Source organism: Gordonia sp. DT30, from assembly GCF_049844915.1.
GTDB lineage: Bacteria > Actinomycetota > Actinomycetes > Mycobacteriales > Mycobacteriaceae > Gordonia.
The window spans coordinates 126756-152975 of record NZ_JBNCLY010000010.1 but is presented as its reverse complement, the minus strand read 5'-3'; the positions used below and the strand labels follow the sequence as shown (position 1 = coordinate 152975).

General features: G+C 67.7%; 25 protein-coding genes. 12 read left to right on the top strand and 13 right to left on the bottom strand.

Going from position 1 to position 26220, the window contains the following annotated elements; all coding sequences use genetic code 11:
• From ACLQ3C_RS12060 to ACLQ3C_RS12045, 4 genes are all read left to right on the top strand, one after another.
• Window positions 1-888 (top strand): IS701 family transposase (locus ACLQ3C_RS12060; protein WP_425705299.1); only part of this gene is annotated, 888 nt, incomplete at its 5' end.
• A gap of 240 nt (window positions 889-1128) precedes the next feature.
• Window positions 1129-1350 carry a hypothetical protein gene (locus ACLQ3C_RS12055; RefSeq protein ID WP_425705298.1) on the top strand — a complete coding sequence of 74 codons (222 nt, stop codon included), beginning with the start codon at window positions 1129-1131 and terminating at the stop codon, window positions 1348-1350.
• A gap of 441 nt (window positions 1351-1791) precedes the next feature.
• The gene (locus ACLQ3C_RS12050) at window positions 1792-3255 is read left to right on the top strand and encodes an NAD-dependent succinate-semialdehyde dehydrogenase (protein WP_425705297.1); all 1464 of its coding nucleotides are present in this window, start codon (window positions 1792-1794) and stop codon (window positions 3253-3255) included.
• Between the two features lie 58 nt (window positions 3256-3313).
• Window positions 3314-3886, top strand: a complete 573-nt coding sequence (locus ACLQ3C_RS12045) for an SRPBCC family protein (RefSeq protein ID WP_425705296.1) — start codon at window positions 3314-3316, stop codon at window positions 3884-3886.
• Here the strand turns inward: ACLQ3C_RS12045 and ACLQ3C_RS12040 are convergent.
• Window positions 3831-4547: a hypothetical protein gene (locus tag ACLQ3C_RS12040; protein WP_425705295.1), complete on the bottom strand. Its 717-nt coding sequence runs from the start codon at window positions 4545-4547 to the stop codon at window positions 3831-3833. The genes ACLQ3C_RS12045 and ACLQ3C_RS12040 overlap by 56 nt on opposite strands.
• A gap of 560 nt (window positions 4548-5107) precedes the next feature.
• On the opposite strand from ACLQ3C_RS12040, the gene ACLQ3C_RS12035 reads away from it, so the two are divergent.
• Both ACLQ3C_RS12035 and ACLQ3C_RS12030 read left to right on the top strand, forming a co-directional pair.
• Window positions 5108-5500, top strand: a complete 393-nt coding sequence (locus tag ACLQ3C_RS12035) for a hypothetical protein (RefSeq protein ID WP_425705294.1) — start codon at window positions 5108-5110, stop codon at window positions 5498-5500.
• Window positions 5501-5517: 17 nt separating this feature from the next.
• On the top strand, window positions 5518-6249 hold the full coding sequence (locus tag ACLQ3C_RS12030; protein WP_425705293.1) for an RES domain-containing protein: 732 nt from the start codon (window positions 5518-5520) through the stop codon (window positions 6247-6249).
• 71 nt (window positions 6250-6320) lie between these two features.
• Here the strand turns inward: ACLQ3C_RS12030 and ACLQ3C_RS12025 are convergent, their stop codons facing one another.
• From ACLQ3C_RS12025 to ACLQ3C_RS12010, 4 genes are all read right to left on the bottom strand, one after another.
• Window positions 6321-7013: a DUF4396 domain-containing protein gene (locus ACLQ3C_RS12025; protein WP_425705292.1), complete on the bottom strand. Its 693-nt coding sequence runs from the start codon at window positions 7011-7013 to the stop codon at window positions 6321-6323.
• A 55-nt stretch (window positions 7014-7068) separates the two neighbouring features.
• A complete protein-coding gene (locus tag ACLQ3C_RS12020) occupies window positions 7069-7239 on the bottom strand; it encodes a hypothetical protein (protein WP_425705291.1) in 171 nt (56 codons plus the stop codon).
• A 410-nt stretch (window positions 7240-7649) separates the two neighbouring features.
• Complete coding sequence (locus tag ACLQ3C_RS12015) at window positions 7650-8117, bottom strand: hypothetical protein (protein ID WP_425705290.1); 468 nt, start codon at window positions 8115-8117, stop codon at window positions 7650-7652.
• Between the two features lie 184 nt (window positions 8118-8301).
• Window positions 8302-9084, bottom strand: a complete 783-nt coding sequence (locus ACLQ3C_RS12010) for a hypothetical protein (RefSeq protein WP_425705289.1) — start codon at window positions 9082-9084, stop codon at window positions 8302-8304.
• A gap of 128 nt (window positions 9085-9212) precedes the next feature.
• On the opposite strand from ACLQ3C_RS12010, the gene ACLQ3C_RS12005 reads away from it, so the two are divergent.
• The 3 genes from ACLQ3C_RS12005 (at window position 9213) to ACLQ3C_RS11995 (ending at window position 11978) form a co-directional block, all read left to right on the top strand.
• A complete protein-coding gene (locus tag ACLQ3C_RS12005; RefSeq protein ID WP_425705288.1) occupies window positions 9213-9497 on the top strand; it encodes a hypothetical protein in 285 nt (94 codons plus the stop codon).
• A gap of 47 nt (window positions 9498-9544) precedes the next feature.
• Complete coding sequence (locus tag ACLQ3C_RS12000; protein ID WP_425705287.1) at window positions 9545-10567, top strand: glycoside hydrolase family 26 protein; 1023 nt, start codon at window positions 9545-9547, stop codon at window positions 10565-10567.
• Between the two features lie 151 nt (window positions 10568-10718).
• A complete protein-coding gene (locus ACLQ3C_RS11995; protein WP_425705286.1) occupies window positions 10719-11978 on the top strand; it encodes a DUF222 domain-containing protein in 1260 nt (419 codons plus the stop codon).
• A gap of 96 nt (window positions 11979-12074) precedes the next feature.
• On the opposite strand, the gene ACLQ3C_RS11990 is transcribed toward ACLQ3C_RS11995, so the two are convergent.
• Both ACLQ3C_RS11990 and ACLQ3C_RS11985 read right to left on the bottom strand, forming a co-directional pair.
• Window positions 12075-14147: an acyltransferase family protein gene (locus tag ACLQ3C_RS11990; RefSeq protein WP_425705285.1), complete on the bottom strand. Its 2073-nt coding sequence runs from the start codon at window positions 14145-14147 to the stop codon at window positions 12075-12077.
• Window positions 14144-15865 (bottom strand): glycosyltransferase family 2 protein, encoded by a 1722-nt coding sequence (locus ACLQ3C_RS11985; protein WP_425705306.1) that lies wholly within the window; start codon window positions 15863-15865, stop codon window positions 14144-14146. The genes ACLQ3C_RS11990 and ACLQ3C_RS11985 overlap by 4 nt, the downstream gene beginning before the upstream one ends.
• A gap of 235 nt (window positions 15866-16100) precedes the next feature.
• Between ACLQ3C_RS11985 and ACLQ3C_RS11980 the strand changes: the two genes are divergently transcribed.
• From ACLQ3C_RS11980 to ACLQ3C_RS11970, 3 genes are all read left to right on the top strand, one after another.
• Entirely contained in the window at window positions 16101-17294 is a 1194-nt protein-coding gene (locus ACLQ3C_RS11980) for a lipase family protein (RefSeq protein WP_425705305.1), read from the top strand.
• A 136-nt stretch (window positions 17295-17430) separates the two neighbouring features.
• A complete protein-coding gene (locus tag ACLQ3C_RS11975; protein ID WP_425705284.1) occupies window positions 17431-18285 on the top strand; it encodes an SGNH/GDSL hydrolase family protein in 855 nt (284 codons plus the stop codon).
• A 167-nt stretch (window positions 18286-18452) separates the two neighbouring features.
• The gene (locus ACLQ3C_RS11970) at window positions 18453-19463 is read left to right on the top strand and encodes a cellulase family glycosylhydrolase (protein WP_425705283.1); all 1011 of its coding nucleotides are present in this window, start codon (window positions 18453-18455) and stop codon (window positions 19461-19463) included.
• A 36-nt stretch (window positions 19464-19499) separates the two neighbouring features.
• Here ACLQ3C_RS11970 and ACLQ3C_RS11965 read toward each other — a convergent pair whose 3' ends face one another.
• The 6 genes from ACLQ3C_RS11965 to ACLQ3C_RS11940 form a co-directional block, all read right to left on the bottom strand.
• Window positions 19500-20369 (bottom strand): 1,4-dihydroxy-2-naphthoate polyprenyltransferase, encoded by an 870-nt coding sequence (locus tag ACLQ3C_RS11965; protein WP_425705282.1) that lies wholly within the window; start codon window positions 20367-20369, stop codon window positions 19500-19502.
• A gap of 112 nt (window positions 20370-20481) precedes the next feature.
• The gene (locus ACLQ3C_RS11960) at window positions 20482-21375 is read right to left on the bottom strand and encodes a Clp protease N-terminal domain-containing protein (protein WP_425705281.1); all 894 of its coding nucleotides are present in this window, start codon (window positions 21373-21375) and stop codon (window positions 20482-20484) included.
• A 31-nt stretch (window positions 21376-21406) separates the two neighbouring features.
• On the bottom strand, window positions 21407-21649 hold the full coding sequence (locus ACLQ3C_RS11955; protein WP_425705280.1) for a helix-turn-helix domain-containing protein: 243 nt from the start codon (window positions 21647-21649) through the stop codon (window positions 21407-21409).
• Window positions 21650-21742: 93 nt separating this feature from the next.
• Window positions 21743-24307 carry an FtsX-like permease family protein gene (locus ACLQ3C_RS11950; RefSeq protein WP_425705279.1) on the bottom strand — a complete coding sequence of 855 codons (2565 nt, stop codon included), beginning with the start codon at window positions 24305-24307 and terminating at the stop codon, window positions 21743-21745.
• Window positions 24304-25011 carry an ABC transporter ATP-binding protein gene (locus ACLQ3C_RS11945; RefSeq protein WP_425705278.1) on the bottom strand — a complete coding sequence of 236 codons (708 nt, stop codon included), beginning with the start codon at window positions 25009-25011 and terminating at the stop codon, window positions 24304-24306. The genes ACLQ3C_RS11950 and ACLQ3C_RS11945 overlap by 4 nt, the downstream gene beginning before the upstream one ends.
• A gap of 72 nt (window positions 25012-25083) precedes the next feature.
• The gene (locus ACLQ3C_RS11940; RefSeq protein WP_425705277.1) at window positions 25084-26214 is read right to left on the bottom strand and encodes a PLP-dependent cysteine synthase family protein; all 1131 of its coding nucleotides are present in this window, start codon (window positions 26212-26214) and stop codon (window positions 25084-25086) included.
• Between the last annotated feature and the right edge of the window lie 6 nt (window positions 26215-26220).

Below are 26220 nucleotides of genomic sequence, written 5' to 3'. Positions count from 1 at the left end.
TACACCAGTTCCAAAGGACACGCCTTGATCGATCGTGCCCTGTATATGCCCAAATCGTGGTGCGATGACACCGATCGATGCGCGGACAGCGGCGTGCCCGCCGACGTGGGTTTTGCCACCAAACCGGCACTGGCCGCCACACTGATCAGCCGAGCCCTCGACGCCGAGGTGCCAGCCCGGTGGGTAGCCGGCGACGAAGTGTACGGCGCCGATCCCGACCTGCGAAACATGTTGCATCAGCGGCAGATCGGGTATGTCCTGGCTGTCGGCAGCAACCGCACGGTACCGACCGCGGCCGGCGACGACGTGGCCGTCGCCACGATCACCGCCGATCTTCCCGCGGCGGCGTGGCAGACCCTGTCGGCCGGTGTCGGTACCAAAGGTGACCGACTGTACTCGTGGGCGTGGGTCGCATCGGTCGAAGCTGTCGACACCGGGCAGTGTTCGATCCTGATCCGCCGCAACGACACCACCGGAGAACTGGCCTACTACCGCTGCTACAGTCCGCGTCCGGTCTGCCTGGCCGAGCTGGTGCGGGTGGCCGGGCGGCGCTGGACGGTCGAAGAATCCTTCCAGACGAGTAAAGGATTGACCGGCCTGGATCAGCATCAAGTCCGGACCTGGACATCCTGGCACCGTTGGACGATCCTGGTCATGCTCGCCCACGCGTTCCTGGCGGTGACCACCGCCGCTCAGCGTTCCCTCGAGCACCGCAATCCTCAACTAATCCGCTTGAGCGTCAACGAATTCCGTCGACTGTTCATCACGCTCATCCTCACCCCACTCCACACCAGCGCCAACAGCATCCTGACCTGGTCACTATGGAGACGCAAACATCAACAACGAGCCCGCCAATGCCACCAAAAACGCAGGTCATCACCACAATGACCGCAAACTACGGCTGTAGTACTAGTCCGCGTGGTGTTCGATATGACGACCTCATGCACGTGTGTCGCCGGTACTTTGGTGCCCCTCGGCAGTCGGGCGGCAGCCACGCAGTGTTCAAGATGCCTTGGGCGGGCGACCCGAGAGTGAACATACAGAAGAACAAGGATGGAACCGCGAAGGCCTACCAGGTAAGGCAGGTTCTCGCGGCGGTGAAACGGTACGAGCAGGAGGGACACGAAGATGTCAGTTGAAACGATCCCCAACTCTCGGCCCGAGTTCTTGGTCAGCTATTCCAACGAGGATGAGGAGTGGGTTGCCACCAGCCCCAGCTTCCCGTCGCTCTCTTGGCTTGCGGACACTCCGAACGATGCCGTGGAGGGGCTCGCGCAGCTCATCGGGGATGTACTCACCGACCTCCGCAAAGAGGCAGTCGAGCAGACGCGCGATCGGCGAGTGTTCTAGTCCCACCGAGTGTTCTAGTCCCGCAATGACGAAAGCCGCCCCTGATCCACTTCGGATCAGGCGCGGCGGCGTTTGATGGCGCACTGTCGATCAAGTACGACGCAACCGATCAAGCCTTCTCCCCAAATACGCTGTGCCGCACTCTATTCGGTAACGAACGGTGGCACCCACGTATGCGCGTTCGGACCAGAAGATGTCCTCGATCCCGCCGGTTCCAACAGTGGACCCCGCCGGCACATCCCAAGCACCTCACCCCTTCGTGATCGACACCCCGCAGATCCGCGTCGGAGATGCAACGTCGTCGAAGGATGAGCCGGAGCCGGGTAGTTGGCCATTCTGGCACTCGACGGACGGGTCGATCGCCGCGAGGATGAGGACCACTGCCCGGGAACGGCGGCACAACACCTCGATCACACACATCACCTCGATCAAAGGAGCCCCATGGCCTCGTTCGACGCACTGCTCGCCTCGCTGCCGCGGGGAGCGTGGATCGGTGGCGAGCCGCGGCCGGCATCTTCTGGCGCCACGTTCGACGTGCTCAATCCGGCGACCGGGGAGAGTCTTCTCGCCGTCGCCGACTCCTCGGTCGAGGACGCCCTCACCGCGGTCGAGCGGTCCGCAGCCGTCGCCGCCGAGTGGGCGGCCACGCCCCCGCGCGTCCGTGCGGACATCCTGCGCCGCGCGTTCGAGCTCGTCACCGCCCGCAAGGACGAGTTCGCCCAGACGATCACCTTGGAGATGGGCAACCCGCTGCGCGAGAGTCTCGGCGAGGTCGCCTACGGTGCGGAGTTCCTGCGGTGGTTCTCCGAGGAAGCCGTCCGGATCAACGGCCGGACGACCACCGCACCGTCGGGCGCCGGGAACATCGTCGTCACCAAAGAGCCGGTGGGCCTGTGCCTGGCCGTGACCCCATGGAACTTCCCGCTCGCGATGGGCACCCGCAAGATCGGCCCGGCACTGGCGGCCGGCTGCACGATGATCGTCAAACCGTCCGAGGACACTCCGCTGACCATGCTTCTGCTGGCCGCGACGTTCGCCGAAGCCGGCCTGCCGGCCGGTGTGCTCTCGGTGCTGCCGACGATGAACGCCGTCGACGTCGTCGCCACCCTGATGCGCCACCCGCTCATGCGGAAGATCTCGTTCACCGGGTCGACGCAGGTGGGCCGCAAGCTCATCGAACAGTCCGCCAACCAGGTGCTGCGCGTGTCGATGGAGCTCGGCGGCAACGCCCCGTTCCTGGTGTTCGACGACGCCGACCTCGATGCCGCCGTCGAAGGCGCGATCGCCGCGAAGATGCGCAACGGCGGCGAGGCCTGCACCGCGGCCAACCGCATCCTCGTGCAGGACGGCGTCCGCGAGGAGTTCACGTCGAGACTCGCCGACCGCATCGCCGCGATGACGGTCGGGGCGGGCTGGGACGATTCCACCATCGTCGGCCCGATGGTCAACGACCGCCAGCGCGATCGCATCGCACGTCTCGTCGACGACGCCGCCGACCGTGGCGCGCGAATCCGGACCGGCGGTGCCGTCGTCGACGGCCCCGGATCGTTCTATGCCCCGACCGTCCTGGACGCCATCCCGGCGGGAAGCGCGATTCTCTCCGAGGAGATCTTCGGTCCGGTGGCCGCGATCATCGGATTCGAGACCGAAGACGAGGGCATCGCGCTGGCGAACAGCACCGAGTACGGTCTGGCCGCCTACTTCTACTCCACGGATCTCGCTCGGGTCCAACGGGTTTCGCGCAGGCTCGAATCAGGAATGGTCGGCGTGAACCGGGGCGTCATCTCCGATGCGGCCGCCCCGTTCGGCGGGGTCAAGGCGTCGGGCAACGGGTCCGAGGGCGGCACCGAGGGCATCCACGAATACCTGAACACGAAGTACATCGCGTTGCCGCCGTCGCTCTGACCCGTCCCGCCAGAAGCGTCCCCACACCCACCAACCCATTCAGAAAGCAAGGTGTCCCATGGCTCCGCTCCGCTCGTCCGTGCTCGTCGACCGCAGCGCCGACGCCGTGTGGCAGGTGATCCGAGACGTCCCGAACATCAGCCGGTGGTTTCCCGGAATGCTGTCGTCGGGCGGCGACATGAAGCAGCGCACCGTCGTCCTCACCGACGGCAGCACACTCATCGAGGAGATCGTGACCCTCGATGGCGGGCTGCGCCGCATGCAGTACCGCACCGTCGGCGGTGATCTGCCGATCCGGAATCACCTCGGAACGGTCGACGTCTTCGAGATCGACGACGACCGTGCACTCGTCGCCTACAGCACCGAGATCGTGTTCCGGCGGAAACAGCTCATCCATCGTGATGTAGGTCGGCGTCCATTCGGTTGCACGTGCGAGGTCGTACCACTCGCTGCGCTCGAGAAGTGCCATGTGCGTTTGCCTTTCATTGGGCTGTGGCGCGGGCGGGTGCCCGCTGTCGGTCAGGGATTTCGTGGGCAACTTCGGTGGTGCCGGGGGGGTGGTTCAGCGTGGCGAGTCAGCTGCCGTGGAACGAGCCGAGCGGCCCTTCGCCGCCCGGGTAGCAGAAGGTGATGTCGGGCGAATAGAAGCCGAAGGTCACTTCCAGCGGGTCGGCCGGACGAAGTGCGTACACGTCGTGGCTCGGGTCGAGGAATTCGAGGGATTCGACGGCGAAACCGCCGTGCGAATCCATCACGAACGGGTAGCGCCCGCTGATGAACTCCTGCGTTTCGGGATCGCGGGTGACGTAGCGGAGCTGGCTGGTCCCGCGGGCGAGGGAGTCGTCAAAACGCGCGGTCGTGCGGATGACCGGTCGGCCGTCGATGCTCGTCGTCGCAACGATGCGGCCGCCGTCGGCTTCCAGCGTCGTGCTGCCCGGCGACGCCGGTACCCCACGCTCTTCGGCGTATCGGTTCATCGACTCGGAGCTGTTGAAGTAGTGCGTCCACCACCGGGCCGGGGTCCCGGCCTCGGTGTCGAGGCCGGCCAGATCTGCACCGAGGTAGGTCAGCGAGTAGACGCCGAAGCCGTCGACGGCCTCGGCCCCGTTCGAGGTCTGGCCGGCGTCGCGGATCAGGTACTGGTTCATGTAGACGGCACCGTCGGTCCGCGGCGTCAGACCGTCCGGGACGAGCGCTGCCGCCGCCTCCTTGTCCGCCGGAATCCACACCAGGTACAGCATCTCGCTGTTCGCGATCAGCTGGGGCGCATGCAGCGCGCTTGTCGGGGTCATCGATCACTCCATGTCGTGTGCCAGATCGGGTGACACACATCATGTGTTGATCACGCAATGGTGAGGTAGTGCGCACATTGGACATTCCGGCTGACCCACTTGTACATCTGCGTCCGAAGGGGTGATCGGTCGGTCGAATCAGGTCAAAAACGCTGCCGCACAGCATATTTGTTAAATTCGTGTGTCGGTCGTTTTACCTTGCCGTATGGTACGGAACCGCGCCTCGCCGCGTCGGCTTCGTCGGGGCGGTGGTGGAGCGCGACGGGGTCGACGCGGCCGGCTGGGTGGCGCATGAAGCCGACTGCAGCTCGGTCGCGGCTCGGGCGACGACCACCGCATCGACCGCGCCGCCTGTTTTCAGTCATTCCCTGAAGTATCGTTACGCCGCGACCTGGGGTTCTGCGGCCGCACTACTCCGCGCATGACTGGAAACAGGCGAGCCCGAGCGCAGGCGGCCGGCCGAGACACCGCCAAAGCCATCCCCGAATGGCGGTCCAAGCTCTGACTGACATCGACAGCCATCGAGTTTGTGATCTACCCTGTGATCGAGAGGTGATCACATGACATCAGCACATCCCCGTCCCGATCTCGCCGCCTACAACGACGCAGCACGGATGTCTCAGCCCGAACTCGTCGCTGCCCTGCGGGACTTGCTCGGCGCGAGGCTTGTCGCCTACCTGGGCCGGGTCAAGGAAACCCGTGCGGTCCGGCAGTGGGCTGAGGGCACCCGCACCATCGCCAATCCGGAGGACGTCGAACGGCTCCGTATCGCCTACCGAGCCGCCCGGCTGATCGCCGCACGTGACACCACAGCTGTTGCACAAGCCTGGTTTCAGGGCCTCAACCCCGTCCTCGACGACCGCGCGCCTGCCCTTCTGCTGCGCGACGGGGAACTCGCCGACGTCGGACCGATGGTTCTCGCCGCTGCCCGACAATTCGCCGCGGTCGGGTGAAGCAACCACGGCACTCGGTGATCACCACTCCGCGCGGGCCGATCATCGCGACTATCCGCACCGGCACGCCCATCCACCGGGTCGGGTACACCCCACAGCCGTGGGAATGGACGCCATGGGAGTATGCCACCAACGGTCGATTCGCCGGCCGCTGGGATGATCCCGACGGACTGTGGCGCACCCTCTACTGCGCGGACACTCCCCTCGCCTGCTACCTCGAGGTTCTCGCATTCGCTCGCCCCAGCCCTCAGCTTGTCGCGGATCTCAACGAGATCGCGGTGGACGACGAGGACGAGTTGCAATACCCGACCCTGCCCCCAGGGCAACTCCCACCATCATGGTGCGATGCCCGGATGCTCGGACAAGGCTCTCTGACAGGAAGTTTCGCGGTCCCGGCTGCCCCCGATAGTCTTGCCACCCTGCGCGTGCTGTTCCGGTCCATGGCAATCCGATACGGGTTGGACGACCTCGATACGGCCGCACTCCGCGACGGGCGGCCGCGCGAACTCACTCAAGCCATCTCACGCTGGATCTACGGCCTATCCGATCACGGCGACGTGGCCGTCAACGGCATCGAGTTCGAGTCGCGGCACGGCGACAACCTATGCATGTGGGCGATCTACGAGCGCGCCACAGACCCTGAGGTCAGCCCACACGTCACGGTTCTCGAACACATCCACATCAATCCTGGGGACCCGAACCTCATCCGCGCGATGGCACTTCTCGGCCTTGAGTGGTCGAGCTCGTAGCTGGCCATGAAAGCCGTCGAGGCGGAGCGTAGAGCTCGATATCGGTTGCTTTTGGCTGCGGCGGCACGGGATCACATCGCCTCCTTGATTCCGCGCCGGATGAGCCAGACATTCGCCGGCCACGCCGTGGCGAAGCCCAGCAGCATCCCGATCTGCATCATGAACCAGTACGTGGCCTCGACGGGGTGCAGGTGCGGATGCGTGAAGAACACGGTGCTGACGAGGATCATCCAGATGAACAGCCCCACCTCGAAAGCCGTGAGCGAGAGGATGTCTGCCTTGGCCGCGGCGATCAGCCCGTCGCGGAGTCCGAGCTTTCGCATGGGCGCGATCGCCGCGTACTGGAACAGGATTCCCAGTAGGAGGGCGAGCACATAGTCGCCGATCAGTTCCGGGATGAGGGCGCTACCGGCCACCTGGAGGCCCAGCGCGAACACCACGAAGGCGGCGATGACGTCGCCGAGCGTGCATCCGGCGCCACAGTGACTGACGCCCAACCCAATTGAGGCCCAATGCGGCTTGTCGGGTGGTTGGTCCACGTCATGGCGACGCTTCCACCGGTCGGTCATGGGTCGTCCGAATCGGAGGTACGCCCACACCGCGACCGGGCCTGCGTACAGGGCTGTGACCGGCCAAACGGCCTCCATGATCCGCATCGGCTGCCGGTACCCCAGGAGGTAGGTGTCGGCCAGGATCGCGACCGCGCACAGACCGGCGATGGACAGCGACATCACGGCGAGGATCGAAAGCCACTGCGGTGTCATCGACTCCTGTCCTCGCTCGAGCTGCTCGTCGGCGTCCTCGTACCGAGCGACTCGCTCAGATCACTGTCGGCCGTGGCTCCGGGTCTGGTTGGGGCGGCGCGGGCGGCGCCGGCTGCGGGTCCGGGGTGGGCACCGGAATCGGCGGTTCCGGTGGCGGCTCCGGGATGGGCTCGGGCGCCGGAGTCGGCTGCGGCGGTGGCGGCGGGTTGGGAACTGGCTGATTCATCGGGACTCCTCACGTAAATGACGTGGTCACCGAGGTCGAGGCGCACATCGTCCGACCTCGGGCGGCTCCGGGCTGGACCTTGATCCCGACGCTACGCCTGCGAGCCACCATCGACCAGTAACGCCCATTTTCAGTCATTCCGCAAAGTACCGGCGGCCGACGACCTGGGGTTTTGCCGATTTGCTACTTCGGGAATGACTGAAAACGGGCGGGCATCGGGTCGGTAGGGCCGCACAGCCGATCAACTCTGACCTGCGGCCTCGACGATCAGGATGTCGAGTTCGAGGTGTCGGGGCTGGCGACAGGACCGACACCCAGGAGCGATCGACGCGAGTTACGTAGTGCCGCACCACTTTCGACCACGCCGATGAGCGCAGCATCGGCGAGGCGGACGGCGGTCGACCCGGCACTCACCACAGGTCGTAGCCGACGTTGACGTTCGGGTATCCGGTGTCGATGTGGGCGTCGATGAAGTAGTGACCGCCCGAGAGGCCGGTCATGTCGGTGTTGACGTCGCCGCGCACATTCTCGATGTTGTAGGTGGCCGTCGGACCGAAGGCGCCGACCCGGTAGTTGACGAAGACGGTCTCGTAAGGGCTCGACGGCGCATTCGACACGATGGTCTCCGAGGCGCCCGGGGCCAGCGACAGGTGCGGCGCCTGCACCCACTGCCCGGTACCGGGATTGGCACCGGCCAGCCATTCGGTGCGGTCGGTGTGGTTGGTCAGGGTCATCGCGACCGTCGGCTCGCCGGGGTGGGTGACCGGAACCGTGCCGGCGGAGGCGAGCCCGGCGCCGGCGACGGCGAGTGCGGCCGCGATTCCGGTGCCGGCGAGAACGGCGACGGTGCGGTTCTTGGTGCTCTTCGAGATGGTCATGGCGTGCTCCTGATCTGGCGGAGTCCGGGTCCCGTTGTGGGGCTTGGGCTGCGGTGTTCTCTGACACCACCGACTCTGCCCCCGACGGGCACGATGCGGACTCCGCCGACCGGCGGTCTTGCCGGTGGATCTCCGCCTCCCCCGATCGGGGGATGGGCGGGCGCTACCGAATTCGGGTGCCCCGCTACTGCGCCGGACTCACCACCCCGCCGGAGAGCACGCGGTAGGCGTAGGTGGACGCGATCAGCGTGACGGGCCCGGTCACCAGCAGCCCGACGAGGCACAGCACCGCGCCGACGATGTTCAGCAGCACCACGACGATCGCCAGCAACAGCAGGGTGCCGACGTTCTTCGACGTCAACTCGAAGCTCCCCTTGATGGCGTCGGTGGCCGAGAGGTCACGGTCGATCGCGAAAGCCAAGGTGTACCAGAGCAAGAACGTCGCGATGAGGCCCGGGATGATGATCAGGATGAAGCCGATGGTCGTGATGGCCCACACGAGGATCGCCGCGAGGAACACCTGTGCGAGGTTGTTCCAGTTGAAGAAGTCGCCGAAGGCTGGTTTCCGTCCGTCGAGTTCATTGAGCGCTCCGCGGGTGAACGCGGCCTCCACGAGCACGCTCAAGATCCCCGACACCAGCGACGCGACGATGCTCTGTCCGTTGAAGACCGAATCGTAGTGGAATCCGCGCACTGCACCGTTGATCAGACCGACGACGACAAAAGTGATGAGCGTGAACAGAATCCAGTTGCCTGCGTTGGCCTTGTACTTGTTCCAGCCGTAGGTCAGGGCGACGCCGATCTCGAGTTGCGGCGGTGGCGGGGCGTACCCGGGAACCGCGTTCGGCGGCGGGCCCTGCCAGCCCTGCGGGGGAACGTATCCGCCGCCCGGCGGCGCATACCCCGGATTCTGCGGATCCTCATCCGGATTCGGTGGGCGGCCGGGGTCGTCGGGCGTACTGGTCATGACACTCCTCGGTGTTGGCGCTATGTGCCAGCGACAGTGACACGTGCCGGGCGGGAAGGCAATGGTGGGAACCGGGAAGATTCGCGTCCAATGGTGTGCCCGCGACTCACCGGACAAACTTGTCCACCATGCGCGCACCCGATCTGTTCCACGCCCTCGTCTTGCTGAATCTGCTCTTCGCATGCGGGCTGTGGACACTGCTCCGGCCGAGTGGGCGGGCGGCATTGGTACTCATCGTCGTCGGTATTGCGTGGGTGATCTGGAACAAGCCGCTGGAAGGGTCGACGATGATCCGCATCACCGACCGGCACGGGATCACCGAATCGGATCTGCTGTCGCTCGTCGCCCTCTGGATCGCCTTCTGGGCGTGTACCCGCGCGTATCGACGAGCGCCCACCCGCAACGACGTTTGACGCGCAGGCAAACCGACGACAGGCCGACCGCCGAATAGCATGACCGGGTGGACTCGCCTGACCGACCGCCGCGCTCGCTGTCGCGCGGCATCCGACGACGTGATCTCCTGCGGCTGGGGGCGCTCGGCACGGTCGGATTGGTGGCCGCATGCGCGTCGGACCGGCAGGTGACACCCGCACCGGCGACGCCGCCACCGGCACTACGACCGTGGGGTGCGTTCATCCCGTCGGTGCTGCCCGCCGCGGGGTCGACCCGTTCACCGCTGCAGCAACTCGCCACCCTGGCCGGCGCACCCCCGAAATACGTGCACCGCTTTGCCGCGATCGGCGACCCGGTGCCGACCGCAGAACTCGACGCGATCGCCACCACCGGCGCGACACCACTGCTCACCCTGGAGCCGTGGCGACCCGACGGCGGCGTCGACCAGCCCGACCACTCCCTCGCGCGCATCGCCGCGGGTGCGTTCGACACCCAATTCGCCAGCTGGGCAGACGGTCTCGCGTCGTGGGGCAAACCGGTGCTGTTGCGGTTCGCGCAGGAGATGAACGGCACCTGGTATCCGTGGTCGATCGGCGTCAACGGCAACACGGCCGCCGACTATCGCGCCGCCTGGGCGCGGATGCACTCGGTCATGCACGAGGCCCGCATACCTTCGGTGCAGTTCGTCTGGGCGCCAAACGTTCTCACTCCCGGTACCAATCCGTTCGCCGATGCCTATCCCGGTTCCGACCTCGTCGACGTACTCGGGCTGGACGGATACAACTGGGGCGAGCAGCCCGGCCACCACTGGCAGGCGGCGACCGACCTCTTTGCGCCGAGCCTCGACGCGCTGCGCGAGATCGACGGCACACACCCCATCCTCGTCACCGAGGTCGCCTCCGCCGACGGCCCCTCCCCCGAGGACAAGGCCGGCTGGATTCGAGACTTCTTCACCCTCATCCAAAGTCAGTCACGCGTCGAAGGTTTCGTCTGGTTCCAGATGGACAAAGAACGCGACTGGCGCTTCAACTCGACTCCGGCAAGTACCGCCGCCTTCCGTGCCGGCGTCGCCGGCTTGGGACTCCGGTAGCGGCGAGCGCTGTCCGCGAGGATTTGCGATATCTGTTCACTGAAGTGACGAAAGTGTTTGTCGCCCTTGCTAATAACTCGTCGAACACTTGCGCGTCGAACAAATTTTCTGCTACACTGGACTTATCGCAAGATCATCCAGGGGGGAATCCATGATCGACGCCACCACTCTTTCCGCCGAACTGTACGGGCACCTCATCGCCCAACTCGACGACCGTGCTTACAGTCCAGACCTCACCTCACGTGAAGCGTTCGCCGCGATGCAGCAACTGAACACGTTGCGCAACATGCTCGATCACTACGCGGCGAAACTGACCGGCGAGTTCGACCGCCTCAACATGACCGCACCCCAAGGCCGATCGGTGCGAGAACTGTTGATCTCCATGGGATTCGCCCCGGCCGTCGCGGGCCGGCTCGTTCGCATCGGCACCACCGACAACATCGACGGACTCCATAAGCACAGCGCCTACGGGTCAGTGTCCCTCGACCACGCCGACGCCATCGTCCGCGGACTCACCCACATCGCCTCCCGCGCCGGCGAACCCGTCACCCCCGAGCAACGCCGCGACCACACCCGCGCCCTCGTCTCCCAAGCACTGTCCGGGATGAGTCCCGCCGAAATCGGCAAGCACGCACACCAACTCGGCAACATTCTTGCCGATGACACCGGCGGTACGCCTGCCGCCGAAGACAAGACCGTCAACGAACTCGGCTACCACAAAACCAGCGACGGCCGGCTCGACGTGCGCGCGAATCTCGATGCGGTCGCCGGGGAGAAACTCCACAGCCTCGTCGAAACACTGTCCGCGCCAAAGCCTCAACCCGACGGCTCGCACGATCCGCGGCCGGTCGAACGGAAACGTGCTGATGCTCTCGAAACCATCCTCGAACTTGCCCAGAAGGGTCTTGCCGACGAGACCGTGTCCTGCAAGCCGACCGGTGGGGTGCTGTTGACGATCCCCGCCGACACACCGAAGCTTTCCGCACTCGAGTTCATGGGATCGGTCACGCCCGCCACCGCGAAAACACTGGGCTGTGATGCCGGAGTCACCGTGGTCATCGTCGACGACGACGAAGTGCCGTTGAACGTCGGACGCGAAAAGCGGCTGTTCACCCCGGCACAGCGAAAAGCGTTGCTACTCCGGGACAAATGCTGCATCAAGTGCGGCGCGCCCGCCTCGCGCACGCAGGCGCACCATTTGCGGCATTGGGCTGACGGTGGCCCCACCGACCTCGACAACGGATGCCTCCTGTGCACCAGCTGCCACCACGACGTCCACGATAGTGGGTGGGACGTGATCATCGGCTTCGATCGTCACCCGTGGCTCATCCCACCCGCCGCGGTCGACCCCAAACGACGACCGTTACCGGCCTACAACCGGCGCACCCTACGCCTCGACAGCGCCGCCTGACAACCGCCGCCTGACACTCGCCGCCTGATCACACCCGCCTCCTGACCATACTTCTACGGAAGTAGCTGTGTACCTTGATAATTCCATAGTGACGCCCTACCGGGCGTTGTAGTCGAAGCGCCGACGATCCAGTTGCCGGGTCAATTCCGGTTCGAGGACCTTCGCCGCGGTCGCGGTCAGATGCGACTCGTCCCGGTAGAAGAGGATCTTGTTACGCGCCGGCACGCACGTATCGCCGTCGCAGAGAAGGCTGTTCACGCTCAGGGTGACGATGTCACGGTCACGCCCGCGTGCCTGCTCGGTGAGGATCGGTTCGTGGCGGACCACATCGTCGAGCCGAAAGTTGCAGCGCGTCCAGTCGTCCAGCGCACCCGACATGCAGTCGGCGATCTGGAAGTTCGGATACGGGGTGTCGGCGATATAGACCAGGCGCGCACCGGTGCCGCGCAGCACCGCAAGCGTGTCGTCCCACGCCTGCGCCGACTCGTCATAGTCGGGGACGTAGGTCGACAGGGACGAGAAGATGACGATCTTCGGTGCGAGCGCGGCAATCTGGTGCAGTGAGTCTTCCCGCCAGCGGACGCAATCGGCGGCGTTGAACGGATCGGGCCGGTGTGTCCGTGGGCGCAGGTTCTGCGCCGGACACGCCGCCTTGGTGAACTGGTAGATCCGCCAGTTGTGCGCAGTACCGATGGCGCGCAACGTCTCCGCCCACTGCTCGGCATGCGAGTCGCCGAACAGCACCACCGGGATACCGTCACCGGGGCCGAATGCACACTCGCGGCCCGGCCCGTAGTCGCCGACCGGCACCAGGCATTCGGTGGGCGACGGCCGGTCGTCGTACGCCTGGAACGGATTCGGCACCACCGGACCCGACGTGGCACCACTCTCCTGCCCGAACACCGACTGGTAGCTCAGGGCGGCGTTGCTGACGGTGTCGCCGCTCGCCACCTTGACGGTGATCACACCAGCAGTCATCGACACGGCCAGCCCGATCACCAGTCCGATGACACCGACCGAGATGGACGCCGAATGGTTGCGTCGCAGTTCGGCATTGGCGATGAGCGGTTCCTCGAAGAACAGCGTCGAGGCGATCGCGATCAGCAACGCCACCCCGGTCACCGCCAGCAACGCCGGCCATGCCGTGCTCCCCGTCTGCGTCTCGAACAGCACCAGCGCCGGCCAATGCCACAGATACCAGGAGTAGGACACGCGGCCGAGGAACCGCATCGGCGGCACCGACAACAGAAATCCGGCCGTGAACGCATTACCCGCGCGGGTGCCGACGTCGGCCGGAATCACCTGGCCCGACAGGATGATCAGCGCCGTCGAGATCGTGGGCAGCAGTGCGGCCGTGCCCGGATACGGCGTGGTCGCGGTGATCAGGACCGCCGACGCGACGAGCCCGGCGATGCCTACCCAGCCCAGCAGCGCCGCAAGGATTCGGGTCGGCGCGGTGCGGCGTGCGGCACCGATCAGGATCGGCTCGGCGACGGCGAGCAGCCCACCGACCCCGAACTGCCAGACGCGGGTATAGGTCGCCATGTAGGCGGTGGCCGGGTCGACCGGGGTGAGCCGGATGGCCCAGATCAGCGAGCCCACGGTGACGGCGGCGACCACCAGACCGATCGACGACCGGACCGATAGATGGTGCCGTAGCGGGGTTCTCGCCACCAGGATCGCTGCGGCGAAGATGATCATCGGCCACACGAGGTAGAGCTGCTCCTCGATGGCCAGCGACCAGAAGTGGGTGGCGAGGCTGCCGTCGATGGCGCCGGCGAGGTAGTCGGCGTTCTGGGCGATGAAATGCCAGTTGGCCAGATTCGCTGCGGCGGCAAGCAGATCGAGGGATTGTTTGAACACCCGCAACAGCGGCATCGTGAGGGCGGCGCCGATCAACGACACCACGATCACCAGCGCCGCAGCCGGAATGATGCGGCGGCAGCGTCGCGCGTAGAAACCCTTGAACGACACCGTGCCGGTCTTCTCGAATTCGCGGATCAGCAGTCCGGTGATGAGGAATCCGGAGATGACGAAGAAGATGTCGACGCCGACGAATCCGCCGTCGAGTCCCGGAATCCGGGCGTGAAAGAGCACCACCAAAAGCACCGCGACACCACGCAGTCCGGCGACGTCGGTGAAGAAGGTCGACGTGTGCGGTCGGGTCACGACGCCGTCCACGGGAGCATGATGTCGAACACGCCCAGCGCGAGCGCGGCGACGAACGCGATCGCCACGGTGTAGCCGACGACCTCCCACCGCGAGATCCGGTTCCAGTTGGGTGCGGTCGGCCGACGCTCGGTCACCGACGGCCGCGGCAACCGATCCGGCGCGTCCGGCTGATCGGCGGGCAGGGCACCAACGTCCAGCACGTCAGCGGGCAGCACGTCGGCGTCGTCCACCGCAACCCCGCCCGGGCGCCCGCGAGCCACCAGCACCCGCACGAACTCGATGAGCAGCGGCACCGCGAGATAACTGTAGGCGCAGGCGAATCCGATCATCATCCAGAACGCGGGCAGACCGTCGGCGCGGACGTCGACGAATGCGAACAGCCAGAACCCGACGAGCGACGCCCCCAGCGACACCGCACCCAGCGCGCTGATCGACCGCGCCAGCGAATTGCTGGTGCCGACCGCTCCGGTGGGCACCCATCCGATTTCGCGGCCGAACAGCTTGTGGACGATCGCGACGGTGTGGGCGAACCCGTAGGCCATCTGGATGCGCAGCACCTCGAACCGCCAGCGACTGCGTGACACCAGCGGGAACATCACCAGGTACACCCACAACCCGAACAGGAACGGCACGAGCTGCGCGGGCCGGATGTCGTCGGGGAACGCGATCAGCATGATGATGCCGGGCAGAAACACCATGAAGACGTTCATCGCGGTCGTCAGGTAGTAGAAGACGCCCGCCGAGTGCGCCAGCGCCTGGCGCAGCGTCATCGGCCGATAGTCTTGCGGCAAAACGGGATTGTGTGCCCGCGACAGTGAGCCCATGCACCAGCGGTACTGCTGGTTGAGAAACCCCGCGAGGTCGGTGGGGCACAGTCCCCGCGACAGCACCACCGGCACGTACCGGATGCGGTAGCCGGCCTGTTGCAGGTGATGACCGGTGTGGAGGTCCTCGCTGTGCTCGATCGGCGCGAATCCGCCGACGTGCGCCAGCGCCGAGCGGCGGTAGAGTGCCGATGTCCCAACACAATTGGCCGCGTCGATCTGGTCCCGCGACGGCAGCACCCAGCGGTAGAAGAACTCCTGCGTGGCTCCGGCGGTGCGCTGGATCCAGCCCATCTGTTCGGTGGTGGCGAAGGTCTGCGGGCTCTGCACGATGGCCACCTGCGGGTCGTCGAGGTAAGGCATCAGGTGCGCGAGAAAGTCGGGGCGCGGGCAGAAGTCGGCGTCGAAGATCACCACCACGTCGCCGTCGGTCCGGTCGAACGCGTACCGCAGGTTCCCGGCCTTGCGCAGATGCCCGCGGTCGGGCCGCACCCGATAGGCGAAGCCGAACTCGGCGGCCAGGCCGGCCACGGCCGGGGATGCGGCGTCGTCGAGGACGTGCACACGCAGCACGCCCGGCCAGCCGAGCGCTGCCACGTGACGGTAGGTGTTGCGCAGAATGGCGAGGCTCTCCCCGCATGTCGGCAGGAACACGTCCACCGACGCGAACTGCCCGCCGTCGGGATGCCATGTCGCAGCGAGCTGTTGGTGTGTGCGCCACGTCACGCGCCGCCGGTACAGGCCGGTCACCAACGACAGCGCGGTCCCCACCGCGTTCACGACGAGCACGATCAGCGCCGGCCACAACGCCGGGTGTGCGGTCGCGAAGGCCGTCAACGACCATGCCGCCAATCCGAACGCGACGAGCAGCACGAGCTGAATCCAGCGCATCTGCGGGCCGAGATATTCGTAGATCTCGTCGTCGGCGGGCGGGGAGATCACCTGGGCCGCGGCCGGCGGGGGCGGGGGGCTCGCCCGGCGACGCGGTGTCGGGATCGCGTCTCCGAGAGTCACTTGCACCCGTACAGAATCGAGTACTGGCAACGCCGATGCAATCCGGGGCCGGGCGGGCCGCTACCGTCGTCGTGTGTTGTGGCGGAGCAGATTCCTCGGTGCGCTCGGCGCAGTGTGCGCCGCGACGGCGCTCGCCGCCTGCGCCACGTCGACCTCGGCGGTCCCGGCGACGTCCCGCTCCGCGCCGTCGGTGAGTGCGCACACCTCGGCCATCCGCGGGCAGGTCGTCGAAGTCACCGATCCGCCGGCCGAATGGGCCGCGCACCTACCTGCCGGTGCCCACGCGATGCGCATCGTCTACCGCTCGGTGTCGGGGGTCGACGGCTCGTCGACGACGGTGTCGGGTGCGGTGTTTTTGCCCGGCGGCGAGCTGCCCCCAGATCAGCAGTCTCCAGATCAGCGACCGACCGCGGGTTGGCCGCTGATCGCCTACGCGCACGGCACGACGGGCGTGACGCGCGACTGCGGGCCGTCGGACCGGCCCGACATGTTCGGCGACCTGAATGCTGTTGCGGCGTTCCTGAATTCCGGATATGCGGTGGTCACCACCGACTATCAGGGCCTCGGGCTGCGCACGCAGGCGCCCGCCCACCCGTATCTGGAACCGCGCACCGCCGCCGACAACGTCATCGACGCGGTGCGGGCGGCGCGCTCGGCGCAACCGACGATCGGGTCGCGGTGGGTGGCGATCGGCGCCTCGCAGGGCGGGGCGGCGGCGTGGGCGACCGCCGAACGGTTCGCGTCCTACGGCGCGGGCAGCGGCGCGCTGCTGGGCGTGGTGGCGTCGGTGCCGCTGCTCGACGCCACCTACCTCGTCGACCGCGCCCAATCGGGGGAGCTGACACCGGCGCAGCGCTGGCTGTATCCGATCCTGGTCGAGGGCGTCGCACAAGCCGATCCGCACATCCGCGCCGACGATTACCTGCACGGGGTGGCCGCCGACCGGCACGCCACGCTGGTGTCGTGTTCGGCGGACAAGTCGGCGCTCTCGGCCCAGATCCAGGCCTCCGACACGGCGATCTTCACCGCCGACGGCCCCGCCGCCGGGGCGCTGCGCACGACGCTGGCGCAGATGTCGTTGCCCCGCAACCACACCGACGTCCCCATCCTGGCCTTGTATGGCAGCGTCGACGAGATCATCCCCGTCGACCGGATGGAGGTGACCCTGGGCAAGGGATGCGCGCTCGGTGATTCGGTGCAGCGGGTGCGGCGCGAGGGGGCCGGGCATTCCCTGGATCCGGGACCGCTGCTGGGGCAGTGGGTCGCCGATCGTTTCGCCGACCGGCCGGCGCCGGGAAACTGCTGAGAATTCCTCCGAACAGACGACATCGGCAAAACCATGCGCCGGGGCGAGGTCGGCGACTGTCGGCGTTGCCCGCTATCGTGATGTCCACTTGCCGGGTGCTGTATGGCGTGAATGGGAAAGTGGAGTACTTCAGCGAATGAAGCATACGTTAAAACGGATTTATCACTCGGCACCATTGTGGGCGTGGATCGTGATGATCGTGTGCGTCATCGTTCTCGTTGTCGGCCTGGCAATCTCGTCCAATCGCACCGCGCCCGCCGCCACGCCGGCGGCCGCACCGACCACTGCTGCACCGAATTCGCCCGATTCGGCCGGCACCCCGGCCACCGTCGCATTCATGAATGCGGCGAAAGCGGCACCGAAACAGCCCAAGACAATTCTGTTGCTCGGCGACTCGACGGGATCGTCACCCAACGGCTGGGCGCCGGCGCTGGGCACGGCGATCAGCCAATCCCTCGACCGCCCCGTCGCCACTGCCTATTGGAATGCCGCATCCGCCGAGTACGGCGCACCCGTCGGCCTCGGCAAGGGACCCAACGGCGCCGTCGGGTACTGGAACGGGTCGGCGGCAGGTAAGGACGCGCACTACGCGGCCGACAATCTGAGCGCCCTGACCACCACCCCGAGCGGTGCGGCGATCAAGCCGGATCTGATCCTGGTGAACTTCGGGCTGTCGGAGGATGCGACGCAGCCGCTGGCCCCGCAGATCCAGCCGCTCCTCGCGGCGTTGCAGAAGAAGTTCCCCGGCGCGCCGATCGCCGTCGTCAAGCAGAACCCGCCGCGCGACTCCGACAACGCCGACCAGGTGTCGGGGTACGCGTCGGCGATGGACGCCGAGGGCATCCAGGTGATCGACGTGTACTCGGCGTTCCCGGCCGACGCCACACAGCGCGCGGCGCTGATGTCGGACACCGTCGCCCCCAACGCCGCCGGACAGAAGCTGTGGGCCAAGACGGTGCTCGCCGCGTTCGGGCTGCCCGCGCCCGCCTGACCTTCGCCCTGACCACGGCCACAGGCCCACCCAGACGCAATTCACCCCGACGCAGGTCCCCCAGACACAATTTCCCCCGGTCGGACGACCCACCCTCCCTACCGCTGCGCGCCGAAGTACGGGACAATCCTGAGGAACGCTTACACCGAACCTGAGAAAGTCCTGTCATGCATGCCCTCCGCTCGCCGTTGACGCGTCGTGTCGGCGCGGGTGCGCTGGCGGTCGGCATCGCCGGGTCGATGGCGTTCGCGACGCTGTGGTCGTTCCCGTCCGCGGAGCCGTCGCGCGCCGTCAACCTGCCGGTCGCGCTGGCTTCGGTGGCCGATGAGCCGACCCCGTTGGGCGTCACCGACGACCAGATCTACCGGATCTCGGATGGGCAGTTGCGCGCCACCCTCGACAGCCTCCGGACGCTGGGCGTGACCGACATCCGCGTCGGCGCACCGTGGCGCTACCTCGAACGCGGCGCCGCCGGGTGGTCGCGCCTCGACGCCATCGTCGACGGCGCCCGCGCGCGCGGCATGCATGTGGTGATCGTGGCGTCGGTGAGCTCACGGTGGACCGGGGCGACGTCGACGGCGAGCAACCCGCCTGCCGCGTTCGCGGCGTTCGCGAAGGCACTCGCCGCCCGCTACAAGGGCAAGGTCGCCGGCTACGAGATCTGGAATCAGGTGGGCGCGACGGAGCCGAATTCGGTTGTGCCGTCGACGATGTTGCGTGATCTGCTCGCCGCGGCGATCAACGCGATCCGCGCGGTCGATCCGGGCACCCCGGTCAGCGGCCAGCAGGTGACCGCGACGGTCGTGGCGGCGCCGCCCTCGGCGCCGGCGATCACCGGCTCGACGCTCGCCCCGGCTGCCCCCGCGCCCTCGCCGGCCGTGGCCCCCGCGCCGCCGATCGTGACCGAGACCGTCGCCGTCCCACCGCCGGCGGTGCCTGCTCCCGACGACCACGAGGGCGACGCACCCGATCCGCCCACCACCGCGTCGACGACCTCGACGACGCCGCCCCCGGCTCCGACGACGCGGTCGAGCACCGCCGATCCGCAACCACCGGACACGGCCATCACACCCCAGAGCGCCGAGTCCGAACCGACGCCACCGGAGACCGTGCAGCCCGAGGCCGTGCACTCCGCCGACGGCGACGCCTCGATTCCGGAGAGCACGCCGGCCGGGTGAGGTAGAACGTCGTCACGGATCGGCCACGTGTTCGCCTCAGCCCACGCCGAGCGCCACGGCAGTGAGCACCGACCACGCGAGCATCGCGATCCCGGTGGCGCCCAAGGCCGGAATGAGGCCGGGGCCGAGCGCTTTTCGTGCGACGGGCCGACCGGCCGCGACGATGATCGGAGCGACGAGCAGACCGATGAGTGACCACGGGGTGGCGACGACGAGAACGCAGCTGGCGATCAGCGGGATCGCCAGCAGGGTGAGGTAGAGGATGCGGGTCCGGGCGTCGCCGAGGCGCACGGCCAGGGTGATCTTGCCCGATTCGGTGTCGCCGGGGATGTCGCGCAGGTTGTTGACGACGAGCACCGCGGTGGAGATGGCGCCGATGGCGATCGCGCAGACGAGGCCCACCCAGTCGACCCGGCCGGAGGCGACGAACTGGGTGCCCAGCACCGCGACGAGTCCGAAGAAGGTGAACACGGCGATCTCGCCGAGTCCGTAGTACCCGTATGGCTTCGACCCGCCGGTGTAGAACCAGGCGCCGGCGATACAGACCGCGCCGATCAGGATCAACCACCAGGCCGACGTCACCGCCAGCACCACCCCGGCGACCGCGCCGATCCCGAAGCACACGAACGCGGCGGTCTTGACCGCCGACGGCGCGGCGACGCCCGACCCGACGAGGCGCATCGGGCCGACACGCTCGTCGTCGGTGCCGCGGATGCCGTCGGAGTAGTCGTTGGCGAAGTTGACGCCGATGATGAGCGCGATCGCCACGACGAGGGCCAGCGCCGCCTTCCACCAGACGACGTCGCCGTCGAGGAGCGCGGCGCCGACCCCGGCGACCACCGGCGCGATCGCGTTCGGAAGGGTGCGCGGACGGGCGCCTGCTATCCACTGCGTTGGGGTTGCCACGCCCTCGATCCTTCCAGGCCGGCTCGCGGCGGCGTAATCGGTAGACATCTCTCTCGGGAACCGCGACCCATGTCTTACCGATTCCCGTCAGCCGGGTCGGCCAACGGGCTGATCAGACCCCGGCCGGCGCCTCCGGCAGGCTCGCGAGGATCGCGGCCTTGAGGTCGTCGGGGGTGGTCACCGCGCTGATCACGGCCAACGACGCCGGGTCGGCGACCTCGATGATGCCGAGCAGCAGGTACTCGGCGCGGAGCTGACGGTCGTCGCGCTCACGGGCGATGCGCACCGCCGCCTCGAGCGCCTCACGCGTCTCGGGGGCGAAACGGGGCCGCATGCCTCGTCCGCGCGGACCACGACGGCCGCGGCCGGGCTCGAATGGGCCGCCCGGACCGAAACCGCCGGGACCGAAACCCGGGCCGCCGGGACCGAAACCGCGACCGCCGGGGCCGAAGCCGGGACCGAAACCGGGACCGTCCCAGCCTTCCGGGCCTCGTCCTTCCGGACCCCATCCTTCCGGGCCCCAGCCTTCTGGACCCCAGCCCCCGCGGCCGCGGCCCCGTCCGCGTCCATGGCCGTGCGGTCCGCGTCCATGCGGTCCGCACTCGCCGCGTCCGCGACCGCGTCCACGACCCCGCTCAGGGCGTTCGGCCCAGCCGTCGGCGAGGTCGTCGCCGAAGCGGTCACGGACCGCCGCACGCACCTTGTCGAGGTCGATACCGATGGAGCGCAATGCTTCTCGGTCTTGTTCATACCGATCGGCGGCGCTCTCCTGCGCGGCGGCGTCGTCGTCGGTGTCGTTCTCTTCGTGGTAGGCGCGCGAGCTGTCGCGGGCCCCCACCAGGTTGAGCCCCGCCTCGTGGAGCACACCGAACAACGGCGTACGCGCGTTGCACAGCATCCCGAGGATGAGGTGATCGTTGCCGAGCCGGTGGTGTCCCAGGTCGGCGGCTTCTTGCGTGGCGAATGCCAGCAGCATCTTGTCGTCTCGAGTGAATCGACCGAACATGATGGTTCTCCTTACAGCTTGTCGAGGCCCGTCAGGGCGCCTCGCGTGGCGAATGTTTCTGATGCACGGCCTGCCGGCTGACCTGCAAAACCTCTGCAATGGCCTGCCAACTCCAGCCCTGATCACGGGCGTTGGCCACCTGAACCTCTTCGAGGCGGTCGGCCAGGGTGCGCAGGGCGCGTACCGCGGCCAGTCCCCGGCCCGGGTCGTCGCTTGCGGCGGCTCCGGCGAGGCTCTGCGCCTCGGCGGGATCAGTGTTCTGCTCGTCGTGCATGTTGTCAGGTTATGTTGACATCCGGGACGTGTCAAGAATTGTTGACAGTCAATTTTCGCGGGCACCCGGTCCGGGCCGAGCGACCCGGCGCAGCTACTCGTTGGCGATCGACTCGGTGATGTTCATCCGCGCCGCACGCCGGGCGGGTACCAGGGCACCGACGAGGCACAGCACCACCGACACCCCCACGAACACCGCGGTGATCGGCCGCGGCGCATAAGCGATGTCCAATGATGTGGTGGCACTGAGGATCTCGTCGGCCAGCAGGTGCAGGACCGCGCCGATGACGAGACCGAGCAGCGCGCCCACGAGCGCCACCGCACCGGCCTCGGCGAGCACCATTCGCGACAGGAAGCGGCGGGAGGCGCCCATCGCGCGCAGCACGCCGAGCTCCCGCCGTCGCTCGATCACCGACAACAGCAGCGTGTTGAGCAGGGCGATCGCGGCCGCCGCCGACACGATCCACTGGATGGCGACGGTGAACGCGCCCGACTGCTGCGCCTGCCGCTGGGTGGCGGCGACCGCGGCGGCACCGGTGTAGACCTGCGCAACCAAACCGCCGTCGAGCGGGTTGTCGGCGGCGATCCGCTCGAGGGCGGCGCGGACCTGCGCCTTGTCGGCGTCGGGCGCGGTCATCACCTGCAGGTAGGTGTCGCCCGGGCGATCGAACCAGCTGCCGAGCTGGGCGGCCGACATCGCGGCCGTGCCGGAGTCGATGGCGACGTAGTCGACGGTGTCGCGGACCGTCGTCTCGCGATAGCCGGTGGGGGTGGCGATACGCAGGACGTCGCCGGTGTGCACGCCCAGCGTCCGCGCCAGCACATTGGACAGGATGACGCCGTCACCGGCGAGGACCTGCCGGACCGCCGCCGGCGTCGCCTTGCGGATGAACGGCGCGTGCGAGCCGGGCACCAGACCCTGCATGAGGACGCGGTCCTCGCCGACGTTGACGTTGGCCCACTGGCCGCCGAGCACCTGACTCACCCCGGGCACCGCCGCGACCTCGCCGGCGATCTGCGGCGGCAGGATCGGCCCAAGTGGCACTTCGTCTTCCGTCGACGACGACACGTAGAAGTCCGGATCCCCCAGTCCCTCCAGCGACGTGGAGATCGAGGCGACGAGGTTGTCGAGGGCACCGGAGGTCCCCATCCCGACGGCGATCGCCACGGCCACCGTCATCAGCGTCGCCCAGGCACGACGCGGGGCGCGCTGCGTGTTCACCGACGCGAGCCGCCCCGGCCCGCCGAACGCCCGCGCCACCCACACCACCGCAGCCACCAGCGGCCGGGTGCAGGCGTAGCAGATGAGCAGGGCGCCAAGCGCATACACCGCGCCGGCCGCGATGGCCGGCCGGTCGGGCACGGTGGCCACGATGATCCACGCGCCGATCACCGCGGCGATCCCCGCGATCGCCGCCACCCACACCGAGACCCCTCGGCGCGGCACGCTGTCGGCGACCTCCCCCGGCGACATCGCCTCCACCGGCGACACCGAGAACACCGACCGCGCAGCGAGACTCGTCGCCCCGACACACGAGATGATGCAGGCGACGACGGCGATGACGGGCGCGTAGGCGGGCAGGTGATAGCCGACCGCGATGTTCACCCCGTCGCGCGTCACACTGGGCACCCGCGACACCGCCCATTGCCCGGCGAGCACCCCGATGGGCACCCCGATCGCGCCGCCGACGAGACCGGATAGCGCTGCCTCGCCGAGCATGTCACCGACGAGATGAGAGCGCCGGGCCCCGAGCGCACGCACCATCGCCAGCGACTGTCTTCGCGACGCGACGGCCATGTTCATGGTGTTGAATACCAGGAATGCGGCGATCACCAGCGACACCAACGCGACCAGCAGCGTCGAGTCACGGGTGACCGAACTCGCCAATTCGGCCTGTTTGGCCCGGAAGTCGGGGTTGACGACGACGGCCCGCCCGCCGACGATGCGCGTCGCCTCCGCCCGTAGGTGCCCGACGTCGGCGCCGGGTTTGGCGACGAGCAGGATCGACGTCACCCGGCCGGCGGTTCCCTCCGACCCGGACAGGCCGGTGAGTCGTTGCGCCAGCGGCAGATACGCGAAGACGTACGAACCGCCGTTGAGGTCCCCGGCCTGGGCGCCGGTGACCACACGCAGCACGCGCACCTGCTGATCGCCGACCGTAAGCTGTTGTCCGGCATGCAGTCCGGTGGACGGCCCGGCGATGACGCCGGTGTCGAGGTCGGCGAGCGACACCGACATCCCGCCCTGCACCGCCGACAGGTCACCCGACAGTGCAGTGGCGTGCAGGTCCGAGCCGAGCAGTGGGATCTGTTTGTCGCCGACGGTGATCGAACCGCGGATCAGGGGCACCACCGCCTTCGCGTCGGGCAGCTCGCGGCGCAGCTCGGTGGCCAATGCGGCGTCGACACCGGAATCGGCGATCGCGGCGACCTCGACGTCGGCGGCTCCGGAGATCGCCGAGTTGAATTCGCGCACCGACGCGGTGAACGAGCCGAAGGTGCCCAGCACCGCGACCAGCAGCGCCGAGGACACCACGACCACGATCAGCGAGGTGAACACCCGCATCCGGTGCGTGCGGATCTCGCGCAGGTTCAGCACGCGAATCCGGGTGAGCCCGGCCAGGAATCCGGCCGGGACTCCCCGAATGCCTCGACTCACGCGATCTTCCCGTCCCGCACGGTGATCGTCGTGTCGGCGATCGCCGCGGCATGCTCGTCGTGTGTGACCATCACAACCAGGCGCCGGGTGCCGGCGCCGGAGTCCCCGGAGTCACCGTGCGCGACCTGCGAGAGCAGTTGCAGCACAGCATCACCGGTGGTCGAGTCGAGGTTTCCGGTCGGCTCGTCGGCGAGCAGGATCGCCGGTTCCATGATGAGTGAGCGGGCTATCGCCACCCGCTGCATCTGACCACCGGACAACTCCGACGGCCGGTGGTCGATCCGGTCACCGAGGCCGACCTGCTCGAGCAGGTCGACGGCCCGCGGTTTGGCCCGGCGCAATGACTTCGAGTCGAGAAGTGCCGGCAGCGCCACGTTCTCCCAGGCCGACATCGTCGGCACCAGATTGAAGAACTGGAAGATGAATCCGACGCGGTGGCGACGGAACTCCGAGGCGGCGTCGTCGTCGAGGGTGCCGAGGTCGACGCCGTCGACGCGGATGGACCCCGACGTCGGCGCGTCGAGCGCACCGATCAGATGAAGCAGCGTCGACTTCCCGGCGCCGGACGGGCCGACGATCGACACGAACTGCCCGCCCGGCAAGGCCAGATCTACTCCGTCGAGCGCCCGGACCCGCTCCTGCCCGAGCCGATATTCGCGGACGAGATCGACGGCCTCGACAAGATTGTGCTCCCCCACTGCCATGGGTCGATGGTAGTCATCGGCCGACCTCCGCCGCGGCGCATTGTCGATGCGGGTTCGTCGATACGGAAGCGATCAGGCCGGCCAGGCGCCGGTGGCGAAGAACTCGTCGAGCGCCGCGGCCGGCGCGCTCAGGTCGAGGTGCTGCGATGCGAGCCAGGCGTCGTCGAAATAGGTTGTGCGATAACGCTCCCCCGAGTCACACAGCAAGGTGACGACGCTCCCGGCATGACGCGCGGCCACCATCTCCGACACCAGTTTCAGCGCACCCCACATGTTGGTACCGGTCGATCCGCCGACCAGTCGGCCCAGGCGGTCGCTGGTGGCGCGGGCGGTCGCGATGGACGCGACGTCGGGTACGCCGATCATGCGGTCGATGACCTGCGAGACGAACGACGGCTCGACCCGCGGACGTCCGATTCCCTCGATACGCGAACCGATTTCGGAGGTGATGGTGCCGTCACCGCGCTCGTAGGCGGGCAGGAACACCGAGTTCTCCGGATCGACGACGGCCAGCCAGGTGCGGTGGCGCCGGTAGCGCAGGTAGCGGCCCAGGGTCGCCGACGTGCCGCCGGTCCCGGCGCCGACCACGATCCACGTCGGGATCGGGTGTTCCTCCTCGGCCATCTGCGCGAAGATCGACTCGGCGATGTTGTTGTTGCCACGCCAATCGGTGGCCCGCTCGGCCATCGTGAACTGGTCGATGAAGTGCCCACCGAGTTCGTCGGCCAGGCGCAGCGCCTCGGCGTAGACGTCGGCGGGCCGATCGACGAAGTGGCAACGGCCGCCTTCACGTTCGATCAACGAGGTCTTGGCCGGTGACGTCGAGGCGGTCATCACCGCGAGGAACGGCACGCCGATCAGATGCGCGAAGTAGGCCTCGCTGACCGCCGTCGAACCCGACGACGCCTCGATCACCGTGGTGCCCTCGGTGATCCAGCCGTTGCAGATCGCGTACAGGAACAGTGACCGGGCCAGGCGATGTTTGAGTGAGCCGGTCGGATGCGTGCTCTCGTCCTTGAGGTACAGGTCGACGCCGGTGACATGGCCGTCCTCGCCGGTCCACCGCGACCAGTCGGGCAGCTCCACGCGCAACAGGTGGGTGTCGGCGCTGCGGCGGGCGTCGGCCTCGATGAGCCGGACCGCATTGTCGGCCCAGGACCGGTCGGCGCGCCGGTCGATGTCGGCGGCGGTGGCGGGGATCATCGTCGG